Source organism: Bradyrhizobium sp. CCGB01 (assembly GCF_024199795.1).
Classification (GTDB): domain Bacteria; phylum Pseudomonadota; class Alphaproteobacteria; order Rhizobiales; family Xanthobacteraceae; genus Bradyrhizobium.
The window spans coordinates 5,933,937-5,955,471 of sequence record NZ_JANADK010000001.1; the positions used below are offsets into that span (position 1 = coordinate 5,933,937).

General features: G+C 65.3%; 23 protein-coding genes. 2 read left to right on the forward strand and 21 right to left on the reverse strand.

Annotated features, from left to right (window positions below):
• Positions 1-59: 59 nt before the first annotated feature.
• From NLM25_RS27695 to NLM25_RS27775, 17 genes are all read right to left on the reverse strand, one after another.
• Entirely contained in the window at positions 60-1,265 is a 1,206-nt protein-coding gene (locus NLM25_RS27695) for an MFS transporter (RefSeq protein WP_254120503.1), read from the reverse strand.
• Between the two features lie 130 nt (positions 1,266-1,395).
• Entirely contained in the window at positions 1,396-2,223 is an 828-nt protein-coding gene (locus NLM25_RS27700) for a 3-keto-5-aminohexanoate cleavage protein (RefSeq protein ID WP_254139090.1), read from the reverse strand.
• 122 nt (positions 2,224-2,345) lie between these two features.
• A complete protein-coding gene (locus tag NLM25_RS27705) occupies positions 2,346-3,743 on the reverse strand; it encodes an MFS transporter (protein WP_254139091.1) in 1,398 nt (465 codons plus the stop codon).
• 333 nt (positions 3,744-4,076) lie between these two features.
• Entirely contained in the window at positions 4,077-4,280 is a 204-nt protein-coding gene (locus tag NLM25_RS27710; RefSeq protein ID WP_041748230.1) for a hypothetical protein, read from the reverse strand.
• 19 nt (positions 4,281-4,299) lie between these two features.
• Entirely contained in the window at positions 4,300-5,634 is a 1,335-nt protein-coding gene (locus NLM25_RS27715; RefSeq protein WP_254139092.1) for a sorbosone dehydrogenase family protein, read from the reverse strand.
• Positions 5,631-6,083: a DUF2231 domain-containing protein gene (locus tag NLM25_RS27720; RefSeq protein WP_254139093.1), complete on the reverse strand. Its 453-nt coding sequence runs from the start codon at positions 6,081-6,083 to the stop codon at positions 5,631-5,633. The genes NLM25_RS27715 and NLM25_RS27720 overlap by 4 nt, the downstream gene beginning before the upstream one ends.
• 62 nt (positions 6,084-6,145) lie before the next feature.
• Positions 6,146-7,105 (reverse strand): GDP-L-fucose synthase, encoded by a 960-nt coding sequence (locus tag NLM25_RS27725; RefSeq protein WP_309143617.1) that lies wholly within the window; start codon positions 7,103-7,105, stop codon positions 6,146-6,148.
• The gene (gene gmd / locus NLM25_RS27730) at positions 7,086-8,156 is read right to left on the reverse strand and encodes a GDP-mannose 4,6-dehydratase (protein ID WP_254139094.1); all 1,071 of its coding nucleotides are present in this window, start codon (positions 8,154-8,156) and stop codon (positions 7,086-7,088) included. Before gmd ends, NLM25_RS27725 begins: the two co-directional genes overlap by 20 nt.
• A gap of 237 nt (positions 8,157-8,393) precedes the next feature.
• Positions 8,394-9,332: an SMP-30/gluconolactonase/LRE family protein gene (locus tag NLM25_RS27735; protein WP_254139095.1), complete on the reverse strand. Its 939-nt coding sequence runs from the start codon at positions 9,330-9,332 to the stop codon at positions 8,394-8,396.
• A 17-nt stretch (positions 9,333-9,349) separates the two neighbouring features.
• On the reverse strand, positions 9,350-10,087 hold the full coding sequence (locus NLM25_RS27740; protein WP_254139096.1) for an ABC transporter ATP-binding protein: 738 nt from the start codon (positions 10,085-10,087) through the stop codon (positions 9,350-9,352).
• A complete protein-coding gene (locus NLM25_RS27745; protein ID WP_254139097.1) occupies positions 10,080-10,868 on the reverse strand; it encodes an ABC transporter ATP-binding protein in 789 nt (262 codons plus the stop codon). Before NLM25_RS27745 ends, NLM25_RS27740 begins: the two co-directional genes overlap by 8 nt.
• Positions 10,865-11,836, reverse strand: a complete 972-nt coding sequence (locus NLM25_RS27750; RefSeq protein ID WP_254139098.1) for a branched-chain amino acid ABC transporter permease — start codon at positions 11,834-11,836, stop codon at positions 10,865-10,867. Before NLM25_RS27750 ends, NLM25_RS27745 begins: the two co-directional genes overlap by 4 nt.
• Positions 11,829-12,725, reverse strand: coding sequence for a branched-chain amino acid ABC transporter permease (locus tag NLM25_RS27755; protein ID WP_254139099.1), 897 nt, complete (start codon positions 12,723-12,725; stop codon positions 11,829-11,831). Before NLM25_RS27755 ends, NLM25_RS27750 begins: the two co-directional genes overlap by 8 nt.
• Positions 12,722-13,621, reverse strand: a complete 900-nt coding sequence (locus tag NLM25_RS27760) for an NAD(P)-dependent oxidoreductase (protein ID WP_254139100.1) — start codon at positions 13,619-13,621, stop codon at positions 12,722-12,724. The genes NLM25_RS27755 and NLM25_RS27760 overlap by 4 nt, the downstream gene beginning before the upstream one ends.
• Before the next feature lie 5 nt (positions 13,622-13,626).
• Positions 13,627-14,376, reverse strand: coding sequence for an SDR family NAD(P)-dependent oxidoreductase (locus tag NLM25_RS27765; protein ID WP_254120523.1), 750 nt, complete (start codon positions 14,374-14,376; stop codon positions 13,627-13,629).
• 83 nt (positions 14,377-14,459) lie between these two features.
• On the reverse strand, positions 14,460-15,665 hold the full coding sequence (locus NLM25_RS27770; RefSeq protein ID WP_254139101.1) for an ABC transporter substrate-binding protein: 1,206 nt from the start codon (positions 15,663-15,665) through the stop codon (positions 14,460-14,462).
• Positions 15,666-15,745: 80 nt separating this feature from the next.
• Positions 15,746-16,552, reverse strand: coding sequence for a CoA ester lyase (locus tag NLM25_RS27775; RefSeq protein WP_254139102.1), 807 nt, complete (start codon positions 16,550-16,552; stop codon positions 15,746-15,748).
• A gap of 111 nt (positions 16,553-16,663) precedes the next feature.
• Here NLM25_RS27775 and NLM25_RS27780 point away from each other — a divergent pair, with 111 nt between their 5' ends.
• Positions 16,664-17,347, forward strand: a complete 684-nt coding sequence (locus tag NLM25_RS27780; RefSeq protein WP_254120529.1) for a GntR family transcriptional regulator — start codon at positions 16,664-16,666, stop codon at positions 17,345-17,347.
• Positions 17,344-17,919 carry a cysteine hydrolase family protein gene (locus tag NLM25_RS27785; RefSeq protein WP_254139103.1) on the forward strand — a complete coding sequence of 192 codons (576 nt, stop codon included), beginning with the start codon at positions 17,344-17,346 and terminating at the stop codon, positions 17,917-17,919. The genes NLM25_RS27780 and NLM25_RS27785 overlap by 4 nt, the downstream gene beginning before the upstream one ends.
• Positions 17,920-17,952: 33 nt before the next feature.
• Here the strand turns inward: NLM25_RS27785 and NLM25_RS27790 are convergent, their stop codons facing one another.
• From NLM25_RS27790 to NLM25_RS27805, 4 genes are read right to left on the reverse strand one after another with little or no spacing between them, the layout of a single operon-like run.
• A complete protein-coding gene (locus tag NLM25_RS27790) occupies positions 17,953-18,972 on the reverse strand; it encodes an ABC transporter substrate-binding protein (RefSeq protein WP_254139104.1) in 1,020 nt (339 codons plus the stop codon).
• Positions 18,973-19,010: 38 nt separating this feature from the next.
• Entirely contained in the window at positions 19,011-19,802 is a 792-nt protein-coding gene (locus tag NLM25_RS27795; protein WP_254139105.1) for an ABC transporter permease, read from the reverse strand.
• On the reverse strand, positions 19,799-20,626 hold the full coding sequence (locus NLM25_RS27800) for an ABC transporter ATP-binding protein (protein ID WP_254139106.1): 828 nt from the start codon (positions 20,624-20,626) through the stop codon (positions 19,799-19,801). The genes NLM25_RS27795 and NLM25_RS27800 overlap by 4 nt, the downstream gene beginning before the upstream one ends.
• A 53-nt stretch (positions 20,627-20,679) precedes the next feature.
• On the reverse strand, positions 20,680-21,531 hold the full coding sequence (locus tag NLM25_RS27805; RefSeq protein WP_254139107.1) for a MaoC family dehydratase N-terminal domain-containing protein: 852 nt from the start codon (positions 21,529-21,531) through the stop codon (positions 20,680-20,682).
• Positions 21,532-21,535 lie beyond the last annotated feature (4 nt).

Here is a 21,535-nt window from a genome sequence, read left to right on the forward strand (position 1 = left end):
CCTGCCCCGCAGCGAGGTTGCCCGCGCCGGCCAATTTCCGCTCTGCGAATATTATCCGGTCAGGTCGCCGCGGCCGCAGCCACCTGCGGACGACGCCGGCCGAGCAGGACCAGGATCAGCACCGCGGCGCAGGAGAAGACAAAGGTGAGACCGAGCGCGCCCCGGCTGCCGAACTGGGTGAGCAGGCCGGCAAGGAGCGGCGGCGAGATGGCCGAGGCGAGGTTGAGGGGCAGCGCGATCATCGACGACGCCTTGGCGAACTCGGCCTGGTCATAGAACACGAGCGGTATCGTCGCCCGCGCCACCGCCATGGCGCCGCTGCCGGCGCCGTAGAGCAGGATGAAGACCGCGACCGCCCAGGTCGCCCCCTCGCTCAGCATCAAGAGCAGCATGGCCACGGGCAGCGCCGTGCCGGCGACAAGCCCCGTCGTGATTCCGTCCCAGCGCCCGCCGCCGAGGAAATCCAGCCCGCGAGCGCTGACCTGGATCACGCCGAGCATCGAGCCGAAGGCGATCGCCTGCGCCGGCGCCAGCCCCTCGGCCCGCAGCAATTCGATGAAAACGGCACTCAGGCCGAAGGTGACGAAGGCATTGAGGGTGATCGCGGCGACGACGAGACCGAACGTGCTCCGCGGAATTGACAGCGCATGGGTTGGCTTTGCGGGCGCGGTGCCCCCCTCCTTCGCGACGGCCCGGCGCGGTGTTGCAAAGGCGTAAAGCGGAAGCGAAACGAGAAGCAGCATTGCGGCGTAGACGAGGCAGGTGCCGCGCCAGCCGAAATGGCCGCTCAGGAACGAGGTGGTCGGCCAGAAGATGCTGCCGGACAGTCCCGTCACCAGCATGAGCGCGCCAATCGCGCTCTTGGCCTGTCGGCCTGCAACTTCGTTGAGCATGATATAGGCACCGGTGGACAGCGTCGCGCTGCCGCCAATCCCGAGAATGACCCATGCCACGAAATAGAGCATCGGGTCGTGGGCAACAGACAGAACGACGTAGCCCGGCACGGCCACGACCGTGCCCACCATCATCACCTTGCGTGCCCCGTGCCGCGCAAAGGCCTTGGCGAGCCACGGCGCGCAGAGCCCCATGGTGACATAAAGCGTGGAGGTGCCGGCAAACACCATTGGCAGGCTCATGCCGAGATCGGCGGCGAGATCGCGTCCGACGATGGGCGGAAGCCCGATCGTGCCCCATCCGATGAGCTGGGTGGTCGCAAGCACCAGCAGGACCCCGATGAGCCTGCCGTCAGATTTCAAGAACCGCATTCCGATCGTCGCCCGCCCCAGCTGCATGCCCGCGCACAGGCACCTCATAGCGGGAGTCCTGGCGCAGCGAAACGCTCGCCGCCGAATGGCAGAAGGCGGCCGGGAGCATGTCAGCAGGAGGCAGTAGCCCCTATCCCGCAATCCCGAGCAGGGATCGCGCCTCGGCCGCGGTCGCAACGCGCCGGCCGTGGCGCGCGACGGCCTCGCAGGCGATGGTCACGAGCTCAGCATTGCTGGCGGCAAGGCGCGTCTTGTCGATCCTGACATTGTCCTCGAGGCCGGTGCGAACCGCGTCGGCGCCCCGCGCGAGCGCCCAGTCCATGACCTCGGCCTGGTGACGTCCGATCCCGGCGGCGGTCCAGGTCGCCTTCGGGATCAGCCGCTTCAGCTCTCCCAGGAGGATGTCGAGGACGTGCTCGTCGGCTGGCATCGCATTCTTGACCCCCATGACGAACTGCACGTGCGGACGCTGATCGATCAGCCCCGCCTCGATCAGGCGGCGGGCGCCGTGCAGATGCGACAGATCGAATATCTCGATTTCCGGCCGGATGCCGTTCGTCTTCATGCCGGTGGCGAGCGTCTCGACCAGGGCGGCGCTGTTCTCATAGACGATCGTCGGAAAGTTCACCGACCCCGTCGACAGTGACGCCATGTCGGGCTTCAAATAGAGCGACGACCCGCGCGCAGAGGGATCGCGGCCGCGCCCGCCGGTCGAGAACTGGACGATCATGTCGGGACAATGCTTCCTGATCCCGTCCTGCACCAACGCAAAGCGCTCCGGGTCGGAGGACGGCGTCTCGTCATCGTTGCGAACGTGGATGTGGGCAAGCGTGGCGCCGGCCTCGAAGGCCTGATGCGTCGACTCGATCTGTTCCGACGGCAGGATGGGCACCGCGGGATTGTCCTTCTTGCGCGGAACGGAGCCGGTGATAGCGACAGCAACGACGACGGGGTTCATCCTGCAACCTCATGATGATCGCGCTTGCGCGCACAGGAGTTCGACTAGGCAATCACGTAACGCGTGAGCCCTGCCGCTGCAAACATCATCGATCGCAGCGGCATGGCTTCCTTGCGTCCCTGTCAGGTCGGGACTGTGGCAGCGCCGCTCGCCGCTCCCGCGCGCTGGCGCTCGTAGTCCGCCCGCGCCATCGGAACGGCATTGGGATTGCCGAGATCGTCGATGCGGATCCGATAGGTTTCCCGGGCCGTGACGGCCGCCAGCGCCGCGATGACCGTGATGCCGAAGGCGATCGCCCCCACCGTCAGGGGAATGTTGGCGGAGCCGGGAGGCGCCACGGTCGCAAACAGGGCCGGAAGCAACGCGGTGATGGTCGTGCCGATGTTCTGCGAGATCGCCATCGCCGAGACGCGGGTGCGGGTCGGAAACAGCTCCGGGTAGAAGCTCGGGAAGATCGCGTTGTAGCCCTGGTAGACCACGCCCCACATCAGGAGCGACAGCAGGATCGCGAGCGGCACGTTCCTGATGCTGATGGCATAGAGATAGCCGAAGGCGAGCAAGCCGGAGAGCAACGCGCCCACGATGATCGGAGGCTTGCGGCCGACCTTGTCGGAGAGATTGCCGACGAAGGGAATGACGAACACGGCCAGCATGTTTCCGAGGACCGGGATCCACAGGTAGACGTCCTTGGCAAAGCCGATGCCATAGGCCGGCTGGACCGCGTAGGCCGCACCGAAGATGGTCGCAACGACCGGAATGACGTTCATCAAGGCCATGCAGATGACCCTGAGCATGTCGCGCCAGCTCAGCTTGATGGCCTGGACGATGGGCGCCCGCGGCGTTTCTCCCCGCTCGCCCTCTCGGGCAAAGGCAGGGGTTTCGTCGACTTCGCGGCGGATGATATAGCCTGCGACGATGACGAAGAAGCTGAGCAGGAACGGAATCCGCCAGCCCCAGCTGTTGAAGGCATCGGTCGGCATATAGGCTGCTAGAGGCAGGAAGACCGCAGCCGCAAGGATCTGTCCGGCCTGCACGCCCTGAAGCGCAAAACTAGCGTAGAAGCCGCGCCGGCCGAACGGTGCGTGCTCCAGGATCATCGAGCTCGCGCCGGAGATTTCACCGGCAACGGCAAATCCCTGCACGAGGCGAAGGATGACGAGCAGGATCGGCGCCAGGATGCCGACCTGATGATAGGTCGGCAGGAGACCGACGGCCATCGTCGAGATGCCCATCAGGAACATGCAGAGGATGAGAACGGTCTTGCGGCCATGGGTGTCGCCCCAATGTCCGAGCACGAAGGCACCGATCGGCCGGGCCACGTAGCCGACGCCATAGGTCGCCAGCGATGCGACGATGGCGACGGTGGGATTGTCCGACGGGAAGAAGATCTGCGGGAAGATCAGCGACGCGGCGGTCGCGTAGATGAAGAAGTCATAATATTCGAGAGCCGACCCGATCCAGCCGCTGGCAGCAGCCTTCCTGGACTGACTCATGTCGTGGATCGCGCGGGTCGTGACCATCTCGGGAATTCCTCCAACCTGGTTTGCTGACGTCGTCCCGTTGGCGGGCTTCGCTCAAAATTGGGCAGCAATCTCCGGGCGCTCTGCGGAGTTTCCGCGCGCTTGTCGCTGCCGATAGGTGTCTGATTGGTCGCGACAATAGGCTTTCGCCGGGCTAACACAATTACCCAGTTATGCGATAAACCTAACATGATGTTATTTGCGCGGGAGCTGCGAGCTCCGAACGGCGGGCAGGCGCGCGGACCGGCTCGACATGCCGGCGCGGGAAATCAATCAGGCGGATTGAAAGTCATCGTATCGCCGAGCAGCTGCGCGGCGGATCGTGTGCCGGCGCTAGCTTCCCAGCGCGTTCTCGCCTGCCTCGCGGCCGGGCACGCTGACATGGACCTCATGGCCCTGGCGTAACGCCAGCGAGGCCGCGGCCACCGCAGATTCGAATGCGGATTCCTTGGTAGCGTATTTGCCGTTGACGTTGCCGTCGTGCAGCACGCCCCACTCGTCCTGAACCGGCACGATCGCGTATTGAGCAAGACCCATTGTACACTCCTCGATATGTCTAACGCTGCGTGAGCTGCGGATGCGCGGCAGTCACGCGCCACACCGTGTTGCCGCTGTCGTCGGCGACCAGCAGCGCGCCTGATTTGTCGATGGCGACGCCGACGGGACGGCCGCGCGCGTGGTTGTCGCTGTTGAGGAAGCCGGTGACGACGTCTTGCGCGGGGCCACTCGGCTTGCCGTCCGCAAACGGCACGAACACGACCTTGTAGCCGTTCAGCACCTGCCGGTTCCAGCTACCGTGCTCACCGACGAAGGCGCCGCCGCGATAAGCCGCCGGCAGGCTCGTGCTGGTGTTGAACGCCATCCCGAGCGGGGCGACATGTGAGCTCAGCGCGTAGTCCGGCACGACGGCCTTGGCGACGAGGTCGGGCCGCTGCGGCTTGACGCGGGGATCGACGTGCTGGCCGTAATAGCTGTAGGGCCAGCCGTAGAAGCCGCCATCCTTCACCGATGTCATGTAGTCGGGAACGAGATCGGGACCGAGTTCGTCGCGCTCGTTCACCACCGTCCACAGCGCACCGGTCTGCGGCTCGAAGCTGAGACCGTTGGGATTGCGCAGGCCGCTTGCAAAAATGCGCCAGCGGCCGCTGGCACGGTCGACCTCGAGGATCGCGGCGCGATTGTGCTCGGCCTCCATGCCGTTCTCGGTGATGTTGCTGTTGGAGCCGACGCCGGCATAGAGCTTCGAGCCGTCAGGGCTCGCGACCAGGCTCTTGGTCCAGTGATGGTCGATCGGCCCGCCCGGCAGCGGCGTCAGCACCGTGCCCGGCGCGGTGATTTTGGTGTCACCCTCGGTGTAGGGATACTTCACGATCGCGTCGGTGTTGGCGACGTAGAGATCGTTGCCGACCAGCGCGACGCCGAACGGCGAGTTGAGGTGGTCGAGGAAGACGCTCTGCATATCAGGCACGCCATCGCCGTTGCTGTCGCGCAACAACGTGATGCGGTTGCTCTCGCCGGTATCGCCGCCGGATGTCGCCCAGGACTCGATGTATCCCATCACGATTTCCTTGGGCCTCTTGATCGCGGCGCCCTTCGGCGCCTTGGATTCCACCACCAGCACGTCGCCGTTCGGAAGCACGTGGAGAAAGCGCGGATGCTGCAAGCCGGTTGCAAACGCCTTGGCCTGCAGGCCCTGCGCAACCGTCGGCGTCTCGTCCTTCTTCCAGCCGACGATGCGCGCGATGTGCATCGGTGGCAGCAGATATTGCTGTATGTCAGGCAGCTTTGGATTGGCGCCAATCTGCGCCCTGGGATCACCGCTGCCGTCATCGCAACCGGCAAGACACAGCAGCGAAGAGCACAGCAACGCGCGGACAAGCAAGGACGTCATCGCGCAACTCCCACGCCATGGCGGTACACCATCGCCCAGCCGAGCCAGCCGGTGACCGGCAGGATCAGGACGGTGATGACCGAGAGAATGAGCCCGGTCGGCCACACCGAGGTCCAGGCATCGCGCGTGTGGATCAGCGCATTGACGATCGCCAGGATCAGCGCCACGGCGTTGCCGATCAAATGCGGCCAGGCCGGCGCCTGCGCCCGCACCAGGCGATTGCCGAGGAAATCGGTGAGGCCCGCGATCGCCGCCAGCACGCCGAAGATGACGCCGACGACCAGAAGCCACGCCGAAAAATTCGCCCACATGATCTCGGCGCTGACGACATAGGCGATGTCGGTCAGCAATGCCCCGATGAAGCACGCGATCGGTATCGGCACCAGCATCGGATGAATCGGATGGCCTGCGATTTGCGCGGTGGAGCGCACGCGCACAGCTTCTTGCACGGTTAGCCTCGTGAGACGTTTTACCCACCCGATCGGCCAACTCGTGCTGGAAGTGATGGTTCCTACTGTCGCGGCGGAACCAGCGCGTCAGTCAGATACGCTTCGTAAGCGCGCTTCAAGCCATCCTCGAGCGAGGTCGTGGCGCGCCAGCCGAGCTTTGTGAGGCGGCTGACGTCGAGCAGCTTGCGCGGTGTGCCGTCGGGGCGCGAGGCGTCGAAACCGATCTCGCCGCGATAGCCGACGATGTCAGCCACGACGCGCGCGAACTCGGCGATGGTGATGTCCTCGCCGGTGCCGATGTTGACGAGGCCGGCGCCGGAATAGGTCTTCATCAGGTGCACGCAGGCATCCGCCATGTCGTCGACATAGAGGAACTCGCGCCGCGGCGTGCCGGTGCCCCACACCGCGACACGCTGCGCGCCCGCGACCTTCGCCTCGTGGAAGCGGCGGATCAGCGCGGCAACGACGTGGCTCAGTTCCGGATGATAATTGTCGCCGGGGCCATAGAGATTGGTCGGCATCACGCTGATGAAGTCGCTGCCATACTGGCTGCGATAGGCTTCCGCCATCTTGATACCGGCGATCTTGGCAATCGCATAAGGTTCGTTGGTCGGCTCCAGCGGGCCGGTCAGCACCGAATCCTCGCGCAGCGGCTGCGGCGCCAGTTTTGGATAGATGCAGGACGAGCCCAGGAACATCAGCTTCTCGGCGCCGGTCTGATGCGCCGCCTGGATCACGTTCGCCGCAATCGCGATGTTGTCGTAGATGAACTCGGCGCGCAGCGTGTCGTTGGCGACGATACCGCCGACCTTGGCGGCGGCGAGGAAGATCACCTGCGGCCGCGCCTTGGCGAACCAGTCGAACACGGCGGCCTGGTTGCACAGATCGAGCTCGCGCCGGTCGACCGTGACGAGCTGCACGTCCTCCCGCGCCAGCCGGCGCGCAATCGCGCTGCCGACCATGCCGCGATGGCCCGCGACGTAGACGGTCTTGCCCTTCAGCTCAAACGCTGCGCTTGCCACGGCCGGCGTCCCGTTTTGCCTCCGCCAGATCGCTGGCCATCATCTCCGCGACGAGCTCGGCAAAGCTGCGCTTCGGCTTCCAGCCGAGCTTGTCCCGCGCCTTGCTGGCGTCGCCGACGAGGAGATCGACCTCGGTCGGACGGAAATAGGTCGGATCGATCCTCACCACCGTCTTGCCGCTCTTCGCATCGACGCCGGTCTCCTCGACGCCCGCCCCGCGCCATTCGATGCGGCGGCCGACATGCGCAAAGGACAGCTCGACCATCTCGCGCACCGAGCGCATCTCGCCGGTGGCGAGCACGAAGTCGTCGGGCGTGTCGGCCTGGAGGATCATGTGCATGCCCTCGACATAGTCGCGGGCATGGCCCCAGTCGCGCTTGGCCGAGAGATTGCCGAGATAGAGCGTGTCCTCGAGCCCGACCTCGATGCGCGCGACGCCGCGCGTGATCTTGCGGGTGACGAAGGTCTCGCCGCGGATCGGGCTCTCATGGTTGAACAGGATGCCGTTGCTCGCGAACATGCCATAGGCTTCGCGGTAGTTCACGGTGATCCAGTAGCCGTAGAGTTTTGCGACGCCGTAGGGCGAGCGCGGATAGAACGGCGTGGTCTCCTTCTGCGGGATCTCCTGCACGAGGCCGTAGAGCTCGGAGGTCGAGGCCTGGTAGAACCGCGTCTCTTTCTCCATGCCGAGGATGCGGATCGCTTCCAGCAGGCGCAGCACGCCGACGGCATCGGCATTGGCGGTGTATTCCGGGCTCTCGAAGCTGACGGCGACGTGGCTCTGGGCGGCCAGGTTGTAGATCTCGGTCGGCCGGATCTGCTGCACCAGGCGGATCAAATTGGTCGAGTCCGTCATGTCGCCGTAATGCATCAGGAACGGCACGTTGCCGACATGCGGGTCCTGGTAGAGATGGTCGACGCGCGCGGTGTTGAACGAGGACGAGCGCCGCTTGATGCCGTGCACGACATAGCCGAGCGACAGCAAATATTCGGCGAGATAGGCGCCGTCCTGACCGGTAATACCGGTGATCAGAGCGATCCGCTCAGCCATTTTATGAACCTGCTCCGCGGCAACTCAACGACGGGCATTGCCTCAAACCCGCCCTTCTTTGACATATCGGCCATACGCGTCAACCCGGGTACGACCGGGCGCAGGCGAATTCTCCGGGAGCGATCGCGCAGCTTGCCGCTATTCAAGATGACGATACGGATCGATCAGCTTGAACAACCGCGATGAAACGCGGTCACAGCATACGCGGGTGTAAGGTTTGCAGCGGGGTCGGCGCGTCTATCTGCGCGCGGTGCGGGGATCATTGAGGGCAAGACCCGGCCTCGGCCAGTCTACCGCAATCAGCCGCCCGGTGCCGGACAGCGTGATGAAGGCGGTGCTCATGTCCGCGCCGCCGAAGCAGATGTTGGTGCAATAGATCTCGTCCGCCTCGTGGAATTCCACGAGGTCGCCGGTCGGCGTGAACACGCTGATTCCGCCGCGCACCAGCGTGGCGACGCAGATATTGCCGCCGTCTTCGACCGCGAGCGAATCGAAGCGCTGGTAGCCGGGCAAGCCGTGCAGCAGCCGGCCGCCATTGGGCGACGGCCAGGGCTGTTTCGCAACCTCGCCTTCACCGGTGATGGGGTAGCTCCAGATCCGGCTGGTCTCGGTCTCCGAGACGTAGAGCGTGCGACCATCCGGCGACAGCCCGACACCGTTCGGCGTCATGATCGGAAAAATCACCTCCCGGATCATGGAGCCGTCGGTGCGCGCATAATACACCGCGCCGCGGTCCATCAACCGGCCATAGGTCTTGCCGAGATCGGTGAACCAGAAACCGCCTTTGGCGTCGAAGACGATGTCGTTCGGCCCCTTGAGGTGGACGCCATCGCAACTGTCGTAGAGCGTTCGAACGGCACCGCTGTCGAGGTCGACCAGCTCGATACGGCCCGTCGTGTAGTCCTCGGCGCGGCCGGTCGGGCGCGCAAAATTGCTCCTGTCCCTATGCCAGGAGAAGCCGCCATTGTTGCAGACATAGCATTTGCCGTCCGGACCGATGGCAGCGCCGTTCGGCCCGCCCCCGAGATGCGCGACCACCTCTTTCCTGCCCGAAGCAAGCACCCGCGTCAGCCGGCCGCCCTCGATCTCGACGACGATGATGCTGCCGTCGGCGAGCGCGATCGGCCCTTCGGGAAAGGCCAGTCCGCTCGCGATCTCTCTGCCCTCGAGGCGCATCTCGTCACTCCCTGTGCTCAGGCCGGCGCCGGCTGACCCGTGCCGAGATAGGCTTCCACGACCTCGGCACGGCTTGCAGCCGTGGCGAGATCGGCCGCGCTGCGATGGCCCACGATCGCGCCATTGCGCAGGAAATAGAGCGCGTCGGCGACCTTCATTGTCATGCGGAAGTTCTGCTCGACCAGCATGATGGCAAGGCCGCTGTCCTGCTTGATGGTCACGAGGCGCTCGAACACGCGCCGGATCAGGAGCGGCGCCAGTCCCAGCGACGGCTCGTCCAGAAGCAGAAGCCGCGGCGCGCTCATCAGGCCGCGCCCGATCGCCAGCATCTGCTGCTCGCCGCCGCTCAGCATCCAGGCCGGTGACTTCAGACGGTTCGCGATCTCGGGAAACAGCTCCAGCATGAGATCGCGCCGTTGTCGCTGCGTGCGCGCATCGAGGAAGAAACCGCCGAGCAGGAGATTTTCGGCAACCGTGAGCGAGCCGACGATCTGACGTCCCTCGGGGACATAGACGATGCCGCGCCGGACACGTTGCCGTGCAGCGAGCGCACCGATGTCCTCGCCGGCAAAGCGCATCTCGCCTTCCGCCGGCACCAGGCCCGCAATGGCCTTGAGCACCGACGACTTGCCCGCTCCGTTGGCGCCCAACAGCGCCACAACGCCGTTCTCCGGCACGGAGAGATCGACGTTTTCGACGGCGCGTGCCGCCCCGTAGCGAACCGAAAGGCCGCGCGCGGAAAACAGCTCAGTCATCGGCGTCGTCCCCGAGATAGACGCGGATCACGTCGGGATGCGCTCGGATTTCGGCAGGCGAGCCGTTCGCGATCATCCTGCCGAAATCGAGCACATAGATGTGCTCGCAGAGCTCCATGATCAGGTCCATGTCGTGCTCGACGACGAGGAGCACGAGGTCGGGCCGCATCAACCGCTTCAAGGCGCGCATCAGATCTCGCGTCTCGACCGCATTGAGTCCGGCGGCCGGTTCGTCAAGCAGGATCGCCCTCGGCCCGCTGGCAATGGCGCGCGCGATTTCGGCGAGGCGCAGCGTTCCCGGCGGCAGGTCGGACGGCTTGTCGTGAGCCGCGGAAGCAATGCCGAGCTCATTGAGCGCCGCCATGGCGCGGCGTTCGACGTCCTGCTGCTCGGCCCGCTGCGCCGGCGTCGGCACGAAGGCGCTGAACCAGCCCGAGCGCCGCGTCAGGGTGAGACCGACCAGGACGTTTTCGAGCAACGACAGATCCGGGCACATCGCCAGATTCTGGAAGCTGCGGGTGATGCCGCATGCGGCGCGCTGCGCCGGCCCCATGCCGTTCAGCGACCGGCCACCAAAACGGCTGTTGCCGCGCTGGCCGTGGTAGAGCCCGGTGAGACAGTTGAACAGGCTGGTCTTGCCCGCGCCATTCGGTCCGATCAGGCCGGTGATGACGCCGGGCCGCAGCGTCAAGGACACGTTACTGAGCACCTGGAGCCCACCGAAGGCGAGCGCGATATTTTCGGCGACGAGCCCGTCGCTGCCGGCCGTTGCCGTCATCATCTCCTCCTCCGCGGCAGGAAGCGGCGCAGATCGCCGGCATTCGCCACCAGCGTGACGACGACGAGCGCCACGCCGTAGAAGATCGGAACCCAGTCGCCGGCCTTCGCGAGATAGGTCGGCACCAGCGTGATGAAGGCACCGCCGACGAGCGCGGCCGGCAACGACAGGCGGTTGAGGCTGACGACCGAACCGACCAGCAGAAAGACGCCGCTGAAGAAGGTGAAGCTGTTCGGGGAGACGGTCGAGGATGCAAAGCCCGTCAGGGCGCCTGCAAGCGAGGCAAGCGCCGCGCTCACGGTGAAGATCGAGACGCGCGCCCAGCTCCGCGTGATCCCCATGGCCTCGGCCGCACGCGGCTGCGCCTGCGCCATCAGCAGCGCCAGGCCTTGTGCCGACCTGCGGAAATGCATGAGCGCCAGACAGACGACAACCAGAACAACGAGGGCGACGTAGTAGCGCTGCAACGCCTTCGAGACGCCGGGGACCAGGTCCTGTGCGATGTAGAGACCTTCGAAGCCGCCGGTGAACTTCTCGAAGCCGATCAGGATCTCGGGCAGCGCCAGTGCGAGCGCCATGGTGGCCACCGCCAGATAAATTCCGGACAGCCGGCGCGAAGGAAACGCAAAGATGAAGCCCACCCCGGCACCGAGCAGGATCGCGAGCGGCAAGCTCACCGCGATCGACAGGCCAAGCCGGTGCTCGACGATCGCGACCGCATAGGCTCCGAGCGCCACGAAGAAGCTGTGCCCGATCGACACCTCGCCGCCGTAACGTACGAGCATGCTGACAGAGAGAACCCCCAACGCGTTGGCAAAGCACAGCGACAGGCTGTAGAGCAGGAAACCGCCGGCGAAGAGCGGCATCAGAGATAGCACCGCCACCAGGGCGAGCATGGACAGCCATGCGGCATCGACGTTCCCGCCGCGGGCCGACACTGCGGCCTTGGACCCGTGCGCGAGCTCAGACACGGCCACCGATCGCCCTTTCCAGCAGTCCGTTGGGGAAGAAGTTGAGCGTCAACAGGATCACGCCGAGCAGGAAGGTGTTCATGAACTCCGGCGCGACGTAGAACGAGAACAGGTTCATGGCGATCCCCACCAGGATGCCGCCGAGCGCGGCGCCCGGCAGGCTGGAAAAGCCGCCGACCACGGCCGCGGTGAAGGCCTGCAACATGAAGGACGGCACGGTCGTCGAGCTCAGGAATGTCGTCGGCACGATCAGAAGCGCCGCGACGAGACCGAGCACGGCGCCCGCGAACCAGGAGAACAGATGGACCGAGCGCAGGTTCAGCCCGCACACCTCGCAGGCGAACGGATTGGTCGAAACCGCGCGGAACGCGACGCCCAGCTTCGTCCGTTCGATGATCGCGAACAGGCCGCCGACGATTGCGAGCGTGACGGCGAGGACCGCGAGATCATAGGCGGAGATGCGGATCGCGCCGATGCTGAAACTGAAGCGCGGCACCGGCAGGTCGAGATTGACGATGTCGGCGCCGAATATGAGTTGCACGGCGCCTTGCAGGATCAGCCCGATGCCGAGCGTTGCAATCGTGGAGGCGAGATCGGACTTGAAGACGATCGGCGCGATCAGGGCATAGCTCATCGCCGCGATCGCGGCCGCGATGCCGAGCGCCAGCGCCACGGCGCTGCCCCAGGACAGGCTGAGCAGGCTGCCGCTGGAGAAGCCGTAGACCACGAAGGCGCCGAGGCAGGCGAGATTGCCGTGCGAGAAATTCACGACGCGCGAGCTCTTGAAAACCATGACGAGGCCGAGGGCCCCGACGCCGTAGAGGCAGCCGGAAATGATGCCGGACCACAGCAGCGGCAGGATGTCCCTGATGAATCCCGCCACGCTCACGCCTGCCCTTCACCGGGCGTCCCGCCCTTCTCGATAAATTCGATCACGCCCGGGAAGTAGCGCCCGGACAGACCTTGCCGGCATGCCGCGTCATAATAGCGGCGCGCGAGTTCGGCGACGCCCGGGCGGACGCCGGCATCCGAGGCGAGCTGAAGCACGTAATCGAGGTCCTTCAGCACGTATTCCGGCGGAAACGCCTTTTCCGGAAAATTGCGCGGCAGCATCGCCTTGGTGCCGTGATTACGCAGCACGAAGCTGTCGCCCGAGCCTTTCGACACCGCGCTCAACAGTGTCTCGGGCTTCACGCCCGCACGCTCGCCGACCACCATCATCTCGGCCAGCGCCAGCGTGTTCTCGAACACCAGTGCATTGTTGATCAGCTTGACGACCTGGCCGCAGCCGACCTCGCCGCAATGGGTGACATCGGAGCCGATGTAATCGAGCAGCGGCTTGATCCGCGCGAACACGGCCGCCTCGGCGCCGACCATGATGCTGAGCTCGCCACGCTGCGCGGCTTCCCGCGTGCGCGCCACCGGCGCATCAGCGAAGGCAAAGCCCTCGGCCTTCAGCCGCCCGGACACGCTGCGCGCGAGCGCGACGGGCGTGGTGCTGAGATCGACGATCGTCGCCCCCGGCCGCGCCGCCTGCGCGATCGCGGCAGAGACCGCCTCGACCTGCGGCCCGCCAGGCAGCGAGAGGAAGATCACGTCGGCGGCGGCCGCAAGCGCTTCGAGCGACGTTGCTGCTTCCGCCCTGGTATCGGACAGTGCCGTCGTTGCGGCGGCGTCGCGATCGAGCATCAGCACGCGGCTGGCATGCTTCTTCGCCATGTTCCGGCACATCGGTCCGCCCATGACGCCGAGCCCGATGAAGCCGATGGTTTCCACTGCGCTCATCGGCATCAATCCATCAACATGCCGCCATTGACGTCGAGCACCGTACCGGTGATCCAATTCGACGCCGGCGAACAGAGGAAGAGAATGCTCTGTGCGATATCCTCGGGCTGACCGAACCGTCCCAGCGGCACGTTACCGTTCGCCGACGGTGCGGCGCGGTCAGTGACGGTTGCCCACATCGGCGTCTCGACCGGGCCCGGCGCGATGATGTTGGCATAGACGCCCTTCCCGGCGCCGTTCTTGGCGACCCATTTCATCAGGCCGTGCACCGCCGATTTCGCCGCGACATAGGCCGGCCCCGACGCGACGCCGCCGATCTTGGCGGCGATCGATCCGAGCGCCACGATCTTGCCGAAGCCGCGCTCGGCCATCACCGGATAGAGCTTGCGAACGGGATTGACCGTGCCCATCAGGTTGACGGCGAGAATCTTCTCCCACTCCTCGTCGGTCGACTGCGGCAACGGCGTGTTGGCGATCGTGCCGGCACACAGCACGAGGATGTCGATCTTGCCGCGCGCCTTCAGCTCCTCGTCGATCAGCTTCTCGGTCGCCGCGCGATCCGTCACATCGCAGCGGCGATAGCTCGCCTTCGCCGGAAACGCACCGCCATCGGCCACGATGTCGGTGGCGATGACGTCGGCGCCGGCTTCGCAGAACGCCGCAACCACGGCGCGGCCGATGCCGCCGGCGGCTCCAGTAATGAGCGCAGTTTGTCCGTCGAGACGCGAGGGCCCGCTCAAGGGCGATCCAGCCATGTCGTATTTTCCTTGTTTTTCTTGGTCGTCAACAGGAGCAGCGGGCGATCATGTCCGGCGATCGCCCGGTGAAGGATTGAGTCTCAGGCCGGCTTGGCGTCGAACGCCACCGCAGGATAGGGCTTGAAGTCGCGCACCATGACGAAGGAGCCCTGCGCCTGGAGGATTGCCTCCTGCCGCGTGCCGCGATGATCGGCGCCGGTGAAGGTCACCTTGCGCGCTCCACCAACGGAGGCATTGTTCAACGTGTTGCCTGCCTCGATCAGATTGGCCCGCGTGATCGGCTTGCCGCTGTCGACCAGCGCGCCGAAAATGGCGCCGAACAGTGCGGCGTTGCTCCAGCCGTTCAGGCCGAACACGCCGACCGGATCGTTCGGATAGTATTTGGTTACGGCCTCACGATAGGCCTTGATCTCGGGCTCGGCGCTATCGACCGGCAGCAGCCACGAGGAGAAGTAGACGCCGTTGAGGAGATCGCCGGTCAGCTTGTAGGTCGCGGGATCCGCGGTGAAGAACGGCGCAAACCAGGTGAGCTTGACGCCCTGCCGGTCGGCCGCCTTCAGCGCGGCCGCGAGATTGGCGTTGGAGCCGAACAGGATCGCCGCCTGGGCCTCGGAATTGGCGACGCGGCGGATGTGCGGCGTGAAGTCGGTGGTCTTCACCTCGAACGGAACCGACTCCGCCGGCGTGAGCTTGTTCGCCTCCATGAAGAGATCGAAGCCGCGCTTTGCCGAGCGGCCGAGTTCGTCGTTCTCCCACAGCAGTGCGATCTTCTTCAGCTTGAGGTCGTTGACCGCGAACTCGGCGTTCGAGGCCGCGGACCAGCCGTAGTCGGGCAGCAGCGGAAAAATGTTCGGCTCGGCGAAGAACGCGCTGGCGCCGCCGATCGGCCCGATCATGGCGAGGCCGCTCTCCTTGGCAAAGGGGATGACCGCGACGTTGGTCGCCGTGCCGACCGCGGCGACGAGCCCGAAGATGTGGTTGTCCTCGACGAGGCGACGAACCGCGGCGACGCTGCGGGCGGGATCGTAACCGTCATCGAGGGTCACATAGTTGATCTTCCAGCCCTTGATGCCGCCGGCCTCGTTGACGCTCTTGAAGTAGGCGTCCGCCGCATGGGTCAGGATCGCGTAGAACGGGACCGGCCCCGTGACCGGCGTGAACCCGCCGATGGTGATGGTCTTGGCGGCGGCATCGACACCGATCTCGTCCGCAAGGAGCGAACTGCCGGGATAGGCTGACGCCAACGCAGCCGCGCCCGAGAGTTTTAGAAAATCTCGCCGTTTCATGAGCCCTCCCCGATATCTGTTTTTATGCATCGATCTCTATAGGGAGGAACTGATCAGGTCAAGATAAAATGCATTATGCATTATGTCGCGCCAATACTCCCCAAGATCTGCTCGGCGCGGCGGATGACGGGCGCGTCGATCATCTTGCCGTCGAGCGCCACGGCAGCGCCGCCTCCTCCTTCAGCGGCCGCCATCACACGACGCGCCCAATCGAGCTCGTCGGTCGTCGGCAGGAAGGCTTCGTTGACCAGCTTGACCTGCGCCGGGTGGATGCAGAGCTTGGCGCCGAAGCCCAGCGCCCTGGCGCGGCCGACCGCAGCGCCGAAGGCCACGGGATCCGCCCATGACGTCGTCACGCCGTCGATCGGAGGTGCGAGGCCTGCAAGCCGCGATTCCAGGACGATCTGGAGCCGGACGGGATCGAGCTCCTGTGCGGTCTCGGTCACGCCGGAATCGATTCCGAAATCGAGGTTGCCGAAGGCGAGCTGCGCTACCAGCCCGCTTTTGCCGATACTCCTGAGCTCCGCGTAGCCTTTGACGGTCTCGATCAGCGCAATGATCCGGCACGGCCCGTCGAGCGATCCGACGAGGCGATTGAGCGCTGCGGGCTCGGATTTCGGCAGCATCAGCCTGGTCACGCCGGCGCTTCGTATCATCTCCATGTCGGCGGCAAAGAAGGTGCTATCCGCACCGTTGACGCGCACGATCGCATCGGCCCGCCCCGACCACTCCATCACGGAGCGGCGCGCAGCCGCTTTGTCGGCCGGCGCGACCGCATCCTCGAGATCGAGGATGACCTGATGGGCACCTGACGCGACCGCCTTGTCGAACCGCTCGGGACGGTTCGCCGGGACAAACAGGAAGGAGCGAGACAAAAGGCTGGACATTGCGGATTAACCTCGATTATGCATAATGCATTATCGTTTGTACTTCTACCCTCCTCGGTGAGGCGCGTCTATGGTAGTCGCGGGCAAATCGGTCAGGGGCAGCGGCATCCAATGGAATATCGGACGAAAGAGGAGCAGGTCGCCGACTTCCTCCGCGAGGGCATCCTCTCCGGGAGGCTGCCGCGGGGTGCCCGGCTGAAGCAGACCGAAATCGCGCAAGAGCTCAAGATCAGCATCACCCCGGTTCGCGAGGCGCTGAAGCTGCTCGAGGCCGAAGGCTATCTTTCGAGCGACTCCTACCGCGGCGCGACGGTGGCGCCATTCGACGTCGAGGCGTCCACCGAGATTCTGAGACTGAGGATCACGCTCGAGACCCAGCTGGTCGAAAGCGCCGTGCGCAACATCACCGCCGAGGAGATCGCCGAACTGCGCGAACTGGCCCGGCAGTTCGAGCAGGCCGCGCTTGCCGATGACAGCACCGCGGCACGCGGCATCAACTACCGATTCCACCGGCGAATGTATGATTTTGCCCGGCTGCCGAAGACGCTGCATTTCGTGCAGGTGCTGTGGGCGCAATATCCGTTCGACGTCATCAACCGCATCGGCGGCCGCGCGGTGCGCGCCGCCAAGGAGCACAACGAGCTCCTGAAGAACGTGATCGAAAGCGACGCCGCGGGCGCGATGCTGACGATGCGGCAGCACATCGAGACCGGCTGGAACGAGCTGCGCAACAGCCTGCCGGCCCGATCCGAAAATTCCGTCAAATCGAAGAGCTCTGAAAAGGAGACGCTATGAAGGCGATGCTGCTCGTCATGGACATGCTCAATGACCTCGTCCACGAGAACGGCGGCGGGGCCACGACCTACGTTCCGCTGATGAGGGAGCGTGACGTGCTTGGCCGCACCAGGGCGGTGATCGCGAAAGCGCGTGCGGCCGGCGTGCTGATCGGCTATGTCCGCGTCGGCTTCTCGCCCGATTATCGCGAATGCCCGCCCAACTCGCCGATCTTCTCCCGCGCCCGCGGCGCCGGCATGTTCAAGCTCGGCACCTGGGGCACGGAAGTTCATCCCGACCTCAAGCCCGAGGCGAGCGATTTCGACATCGTCAAGCACCGTGTGAGCCCGTTCTACGGCACGTCGCTGGAGCCGATTCTGCGCGCCCATGGCGTCACGGACCTGTTCCTGTCCGGCGTCTCCACCAACGGCGTGGTACACACCGGCGCGCGGGAGGCGCACGACCGCGACTACGCCTGCACGGTGCTCGAGGATTGCTGCGCCGGCGGTACGACCGACGAGCACGACAGCGCCCTGCGCTGCCTCGGCCGCTTCGCCGCGATCAAGAACAGCGCGGATGTAAGCTTCGCTTGAGTCATCCTCTCCCCGCTCCTTGCGGGGAGAGAACTATGCTCCCAGCCAGCGCGGATTGATCGCCTGCTGATAGGTAACGCCGCGCACGGCATCGCTGAACTTCAGCTCGAACTCCATATTGTGCGCGAACTGCTGCTCGGACAGCGTCGGCGGCACCGAAACGGTCATGCGCTGATCCGACACCGTGTGCTTGATCAGCTCGAGACTGGTCTGCTGGAAGAAGCGCTCGCGCAAAACCTGCCCAGCCGCATCGGGATCGTTGCGGATCAACGCCGCCCCCCTGGTCATGCCGCGGACCAGCGCCGCAACCGTGTCGGGATTCTTGTCGAGGAAATCCGGCCTTCCACACAGTACGGTGTAGAGGAAATTCTCGATGCCCGGGACCTCGCCGTGGGAGGGGCGCGCGGCCCAGACGGCAAGGCCGTCCTCCACCGCCTGGTTGTTCGCGGGCGCCGTCGTGTTGAAGCCGTCGATCTGGCCGGATCGCAGCGCCAGATACATCTTGTCGAGCTTGACCACGGTGAGGCTCACGTCCTTCTCCGGATCGAGCCCGCCCAGCGACAGCAGATAACGCCAGATCTTGTCGGTGCCGCTGCCGCGGCCGGAGATCGCCAGCGTCAGGCCCTTCATGCGGGCCATGCGCTCCTTCAGCGGCATCTGCGGTGCAAGACCGATCTTCTCCGCCGTCTTCCGGCTGATCACGGCATCGCTCGCATATTGCGACATCAGCGGGGCGAAGGCGTTGATCTTCTGCCCCTTGGCGACCGCAAGGATCACGTCGCTCATCACGAGGCCGGCGACGTCGACGCTGTCGCCGAGGATGGCCGCCATGCTGTTGGTGCCGCTGCCGGTATCGATCAGGGAGACGTCCAGCCCCTCATCCTTCATGAAACCAGCCGCCGTTGCGGCCAGCAGCGGCAGATAGGCGAATGTGTAGCCGCCGATCGCGATCGTGACCGGCCTGCCGCCCGCACCTTGCGACAGGCTTCGCGTGGCCGAACCGGCCAGCGCGCTTCCGGCGATACCGCCGAGCATCGTCCGACGCGTGATCATGATGTCCTCCCTCTTTTCTTCGTTGTGACGACGTCTCCTCAGCGCCAGCGGAAGATCCAGCTCTCCAGCCGTCCGAGCGCTTCGTTCAGGAGGGTGGTGACGACCATCAGCGCGAACAGCGCGGCGAACACGCCGGCGGTATCGAGCTGGCCCGCCGAATTCTGCGTGAGGTAGCCGATGCCGGCATTCGAGGCCATCATCTCGGCCGCGACCGCGCCGACAAATCCGTATGGCAGGCCGAGCTTCAATCCCGTGAACAGCCACGGCAGCGCGGCCGGGAAGATCACCATGCGCTGGATCGCGAATTTTCCCGCGCCCATGGTCCGCAGCGCATCGACCATTTTCAGGTCGACCTCGCGCACGCCGCGCAAGGTCGAGAAGAACACCAGGAAGAATACGCTGATCGCGGCGAGCACGATCTTCGGCGCGAGCCCGATGCCGAACCACATGATGAAGAGCGGCGCGAGCGCAACCTTGGGCACGCCATAGACCGCGGTGACGAAGGGATCGACGGTGCGATGCAGGATATCGCCCGCCCCGACCAGCAGCGCAAACAGGATGCCCGCCGTCGCACCCAGCACGAATCCGGCGAACGTCTCCTTGAAGGTGATGAAGAGGTGATATTCGAGCAGGCCGCTCGCGGTCCACGCCACCAGCGTCTTGAACACGGCGCTCGGGCTGCTCACCCAGAACGGATCCAGCAGCGTTCCCGATGCGGCTTCCCAGGCGGTCAGCACCGCGACCACGAAGAGTGTGCGGTAGAGCCACACGCGGCTGGATGGGCCAAGCGCCGGTTCGGCCCGCGTCTCGGATAATGCCTGTGTGCTCACGATGGTCGCCTCGCAGGAGGTTCGAGCGCTGCCCAGAGGCGCCGATAGTGCTCTTCAAATGCGGGATGGAAGCGCACTTCGTGCACCTCGCGCGGCCGCGGAATAGCAATCGGCTCATCGAGCCTGATCTGGCAGGGGCGCGCAGAGAAGACCAGGACGCGATCGGCCAGCGTGATCGCTTCGACGATGTCGTGGGTCACGAACACCACTGTCTTGCGCCTTGCCGACCACAGCTCCAAAAGCTCGCCCTGGAGTGCCAGCTTGAGTTGGGCGTCCAGCGGGCCGAACGGCTCGTCCATCAGGAGAACCGGCGGATCATAGATCAGCGTGCGGGCCAGCATCGCGCGCTTGCGCATGCCGCCGGAGAGCTGGCTCGGATGATGCCGCTCAAAGCCCTCGAGGCCGACCTGCACGATCACGTCGTGCACGCGCGCGGCGATCTCGGCGCGGTCGACGTTGCGAAGCTCCAGGGGGACTGCGATGTTTTGCTCCACGGTCCGCCACGGCAGCAGGCTGTCATGCTGGGTGAGGTAGCCGATCCCGGTGTTGACCGCCGCAACCGGCGCGCCCTGGCACAGGACCGTACCTGCGGTCGGCTGATCGAGGCCGGCGAGCAGGTTCAGCACCGTCGACTTGCCCGAGCCGCTCGGGCCGACGATGGCGAGGAATTCGCCGTTCTGAAGCGAGAAGTCCAATCCGCGGAGGACGTCGACCCGGCCATTGCGCGAGCTGAAGGTCTTGCTGACGCCGCGCAGCTCGACCGCGGGCACGCGTTGCGTATCGCAACCTTGCGCAGGGACAACAGACAGGTGCGCCGATCTCATCGTCTTGCCTCCCCTGCACGTCTCATGTTTCCGTTCCGCCCCGGATCGCGCCCTCAGACCTCTGCGGCTGCGCGCATCGCGAGCGCGCCGTTGGGGCCGCCGGCCCACAGGTCAAGCGCGCTCGCATCGCCCTTCCCTTCCAGCTTAAACGCCGAACTCACGAACAGCGGCGAGACGCCCCTGAACTCGAAGGACTTGAGCGGCTTGCCGGCGTGCCTTTCCGCAAAGCCTTGCAGCAGCGTCGCCGTCAGGGGTCCGTGCACAACGAGATCGGGATAGTTTTCTTCCGCCCGCGCGTAGGCCTGATCGTAGTGGATGCGATGCCCGTTCGACGTCAGCGACGAATAGCGGAACAGAAGCACGGTATCGGGCCGAAACTCTTCCGACCATGCTCCATCCTGCGGAGCGGGAGTGGCCGCCGGTGCTGGCGCCCCCGGTGCTGCCGCCTCACGATAGACGATGTCCTGCTGCTCGGTGATACACAGCGCGCCGTCGCAGCCAATGCTGTGGCTGACAGTCACGAAGACCAGCTTTCCCGCACGGCCGGACTTGGCCTCGACCTTCACGATGGTGCTCTCGCGCTCAGCTTCCCTGCCGATGATCAATGGCTTGTGGTAGGTGAGCCGGCCGCCGGCCCACATACGGCGCGGCAGCGACACCGGCGGCAGGAATCCACCGCGCCTGGGATGCCCGTCCGTCCCCAGCTGCTGTCGCGGCACGACGCGGTTGAAGAAGATCCAGTGCCATCCCGGCGGCAATGGAGCGCCGGCCGCGCGGTTTCCTTCAAGACCGAGCGTGGCGCCAAGCGCTGCGGCGCGATCCGGCGCGATCAGCTCGTGGATCGTCTCCTTGCGGCCAACCCAGGCCTGCCAGTCTTCCTCGCCCGATACGGTGCTCTCGCTCATGACG

What these genes read in the sequence shown, in the direction of transcription:
- NLM25_RS27695 (WP_254120503.1), bottom strand. Translation starts at nt 1,265, where the DNA reads ATGCGGTTCTTGAAATCTGACGGCAGGCTCATCGGGGTCCTGCTGGTG.
- NLM25_RS27700 (WP_254139090.1), bottom strand. Translation starts at nt 2,223, where the DNA reads ATGAACCCCGTCGTCGTTGCTGTCGCTATCACCGGCTCCGTTCCGCGC.
- NLM25_RS27705 (WP_254139091.1), bottom strand. Translation starts at nt 3,743, where the DNA reads ATGGTCACGACCCGCGCGATCCACGACATGAGTCAGTCCAGGAAGGCT.
- NLM25_RS27710 (WP_041748230.1), bottom strand. Translation starts at nt 4,280, where the DNA reads ATGGGTCTTGCTCAATACGCGATCGTGCCGGTTCAGGACGAGTGGGGC.
- NLM25_RS27715 (WP_254139092.1), bottom strand. Translation starts at nt 5,634, where the DNA reads ATGACGTCCTTGCTTGTCCGCGCGTTGCTGTGCTCTTCGCTGCTGTGT.
- gmd (WP_254139094.1), bottom strand. Translation starts at nt 8,156, where the DNA reads ATGGCTGAGCGGATCGCTCTGATCACCGGTATTACCGGTCAGGACGGC.
- NLM25_RS27735 (WP_254139095.1), bottom strand. Translation starts at nt 9,332, where the DNA reads ATGCGCCTCGAGGGCAGAGAGATCGCGAGCGGACTGGCCTTTCCCGAA.
- NLM25_RS27740 (WP_254139096.1), bottom strand. Translation starts at nt 10,087, where the DNA reads ATGACTGAGCTGTTTTCCGCGCGCGGCCTTTCGGTTCGCTACGGGGCG.
- NLM25_RS27745 (WP_254139097.1), bottom strand. Translation starts at nt 10,868, where the DNA reads ATGATGACGGCAACGGCCGGCAGCGACGGGCTCGTCGCCGAAAATATC.
- NLM25_RS27760 (WP_254139100.1), bottom strand. Translation starts at nt 13,621, where the DNA reads ATGAGCGCAGTGGAAACCATCGGCTTCATCGGGCTCGGCGTCATGGGC.
- NLM25_RS27765 (WP_254120523.1), bottom strand. Translation starts at nt 14,376, where the DNA reads ATGGCTGGATCGCCCTTGAGCGGGCCCTCGCGTCTCGACGGACAAACT.
- NLM25_RS27770 (WP_254139101.1), bottom strand. Translation starts at nt 15,665, where the DNA reads ATGAAACGGCGAGATTTTCTAAAACTCTCGGGCGCGGCTGCGTTGGCG.
- NLM25_RS27775 (WP_254139102.1), bottom strand. Translation starts at nt 16,552, where the DNA reads ATGTCCAGCCTTTTGTCTCGCTCCTTCCTGTTTGTCCCGGCGAACCGT.
- NLM25_RS27780 (WP_254120529.1), top strand. Translation starts at nt 16,664, where the DNA reads ATGGAATATCGGACGAAAGAGGAGCAGGTCGCCGACTTCCTCCGCGAG.
- NLM25_RS27785 (WP_254139103.1), top strand. Translation starts at nt 17,344, where the DNA reads ATGAAGGCGATGCTGCTCGTCATGGACATGCTCAATGACCTCGTCCAC.
- NLM25_RS27790 (WP_254139104.1), bottom strand. Translation starts at nt 18,972, where the DNA reads ATGATCACGCGTCGGACGATGCTCGGCGGTATCGCCGGAAGCGCGCTG.
- NLM25_RS27800 (WP_254139106.1), bottom strand. Translation starts at nt 20,626, where the DNA reads ATGAGATCGGCGCACCTGTCTGTTGTCCCTGCGCAAGGTTGCGATACG.
- NLM25_RS27805 (WP_254139107.1), bottom strand. Translation starts at nt 21,531, where the DNA reads ATGAGCGAGAGCACCGTATCGGGCGAGGAAGACTGGCAGGCCTGGGTT.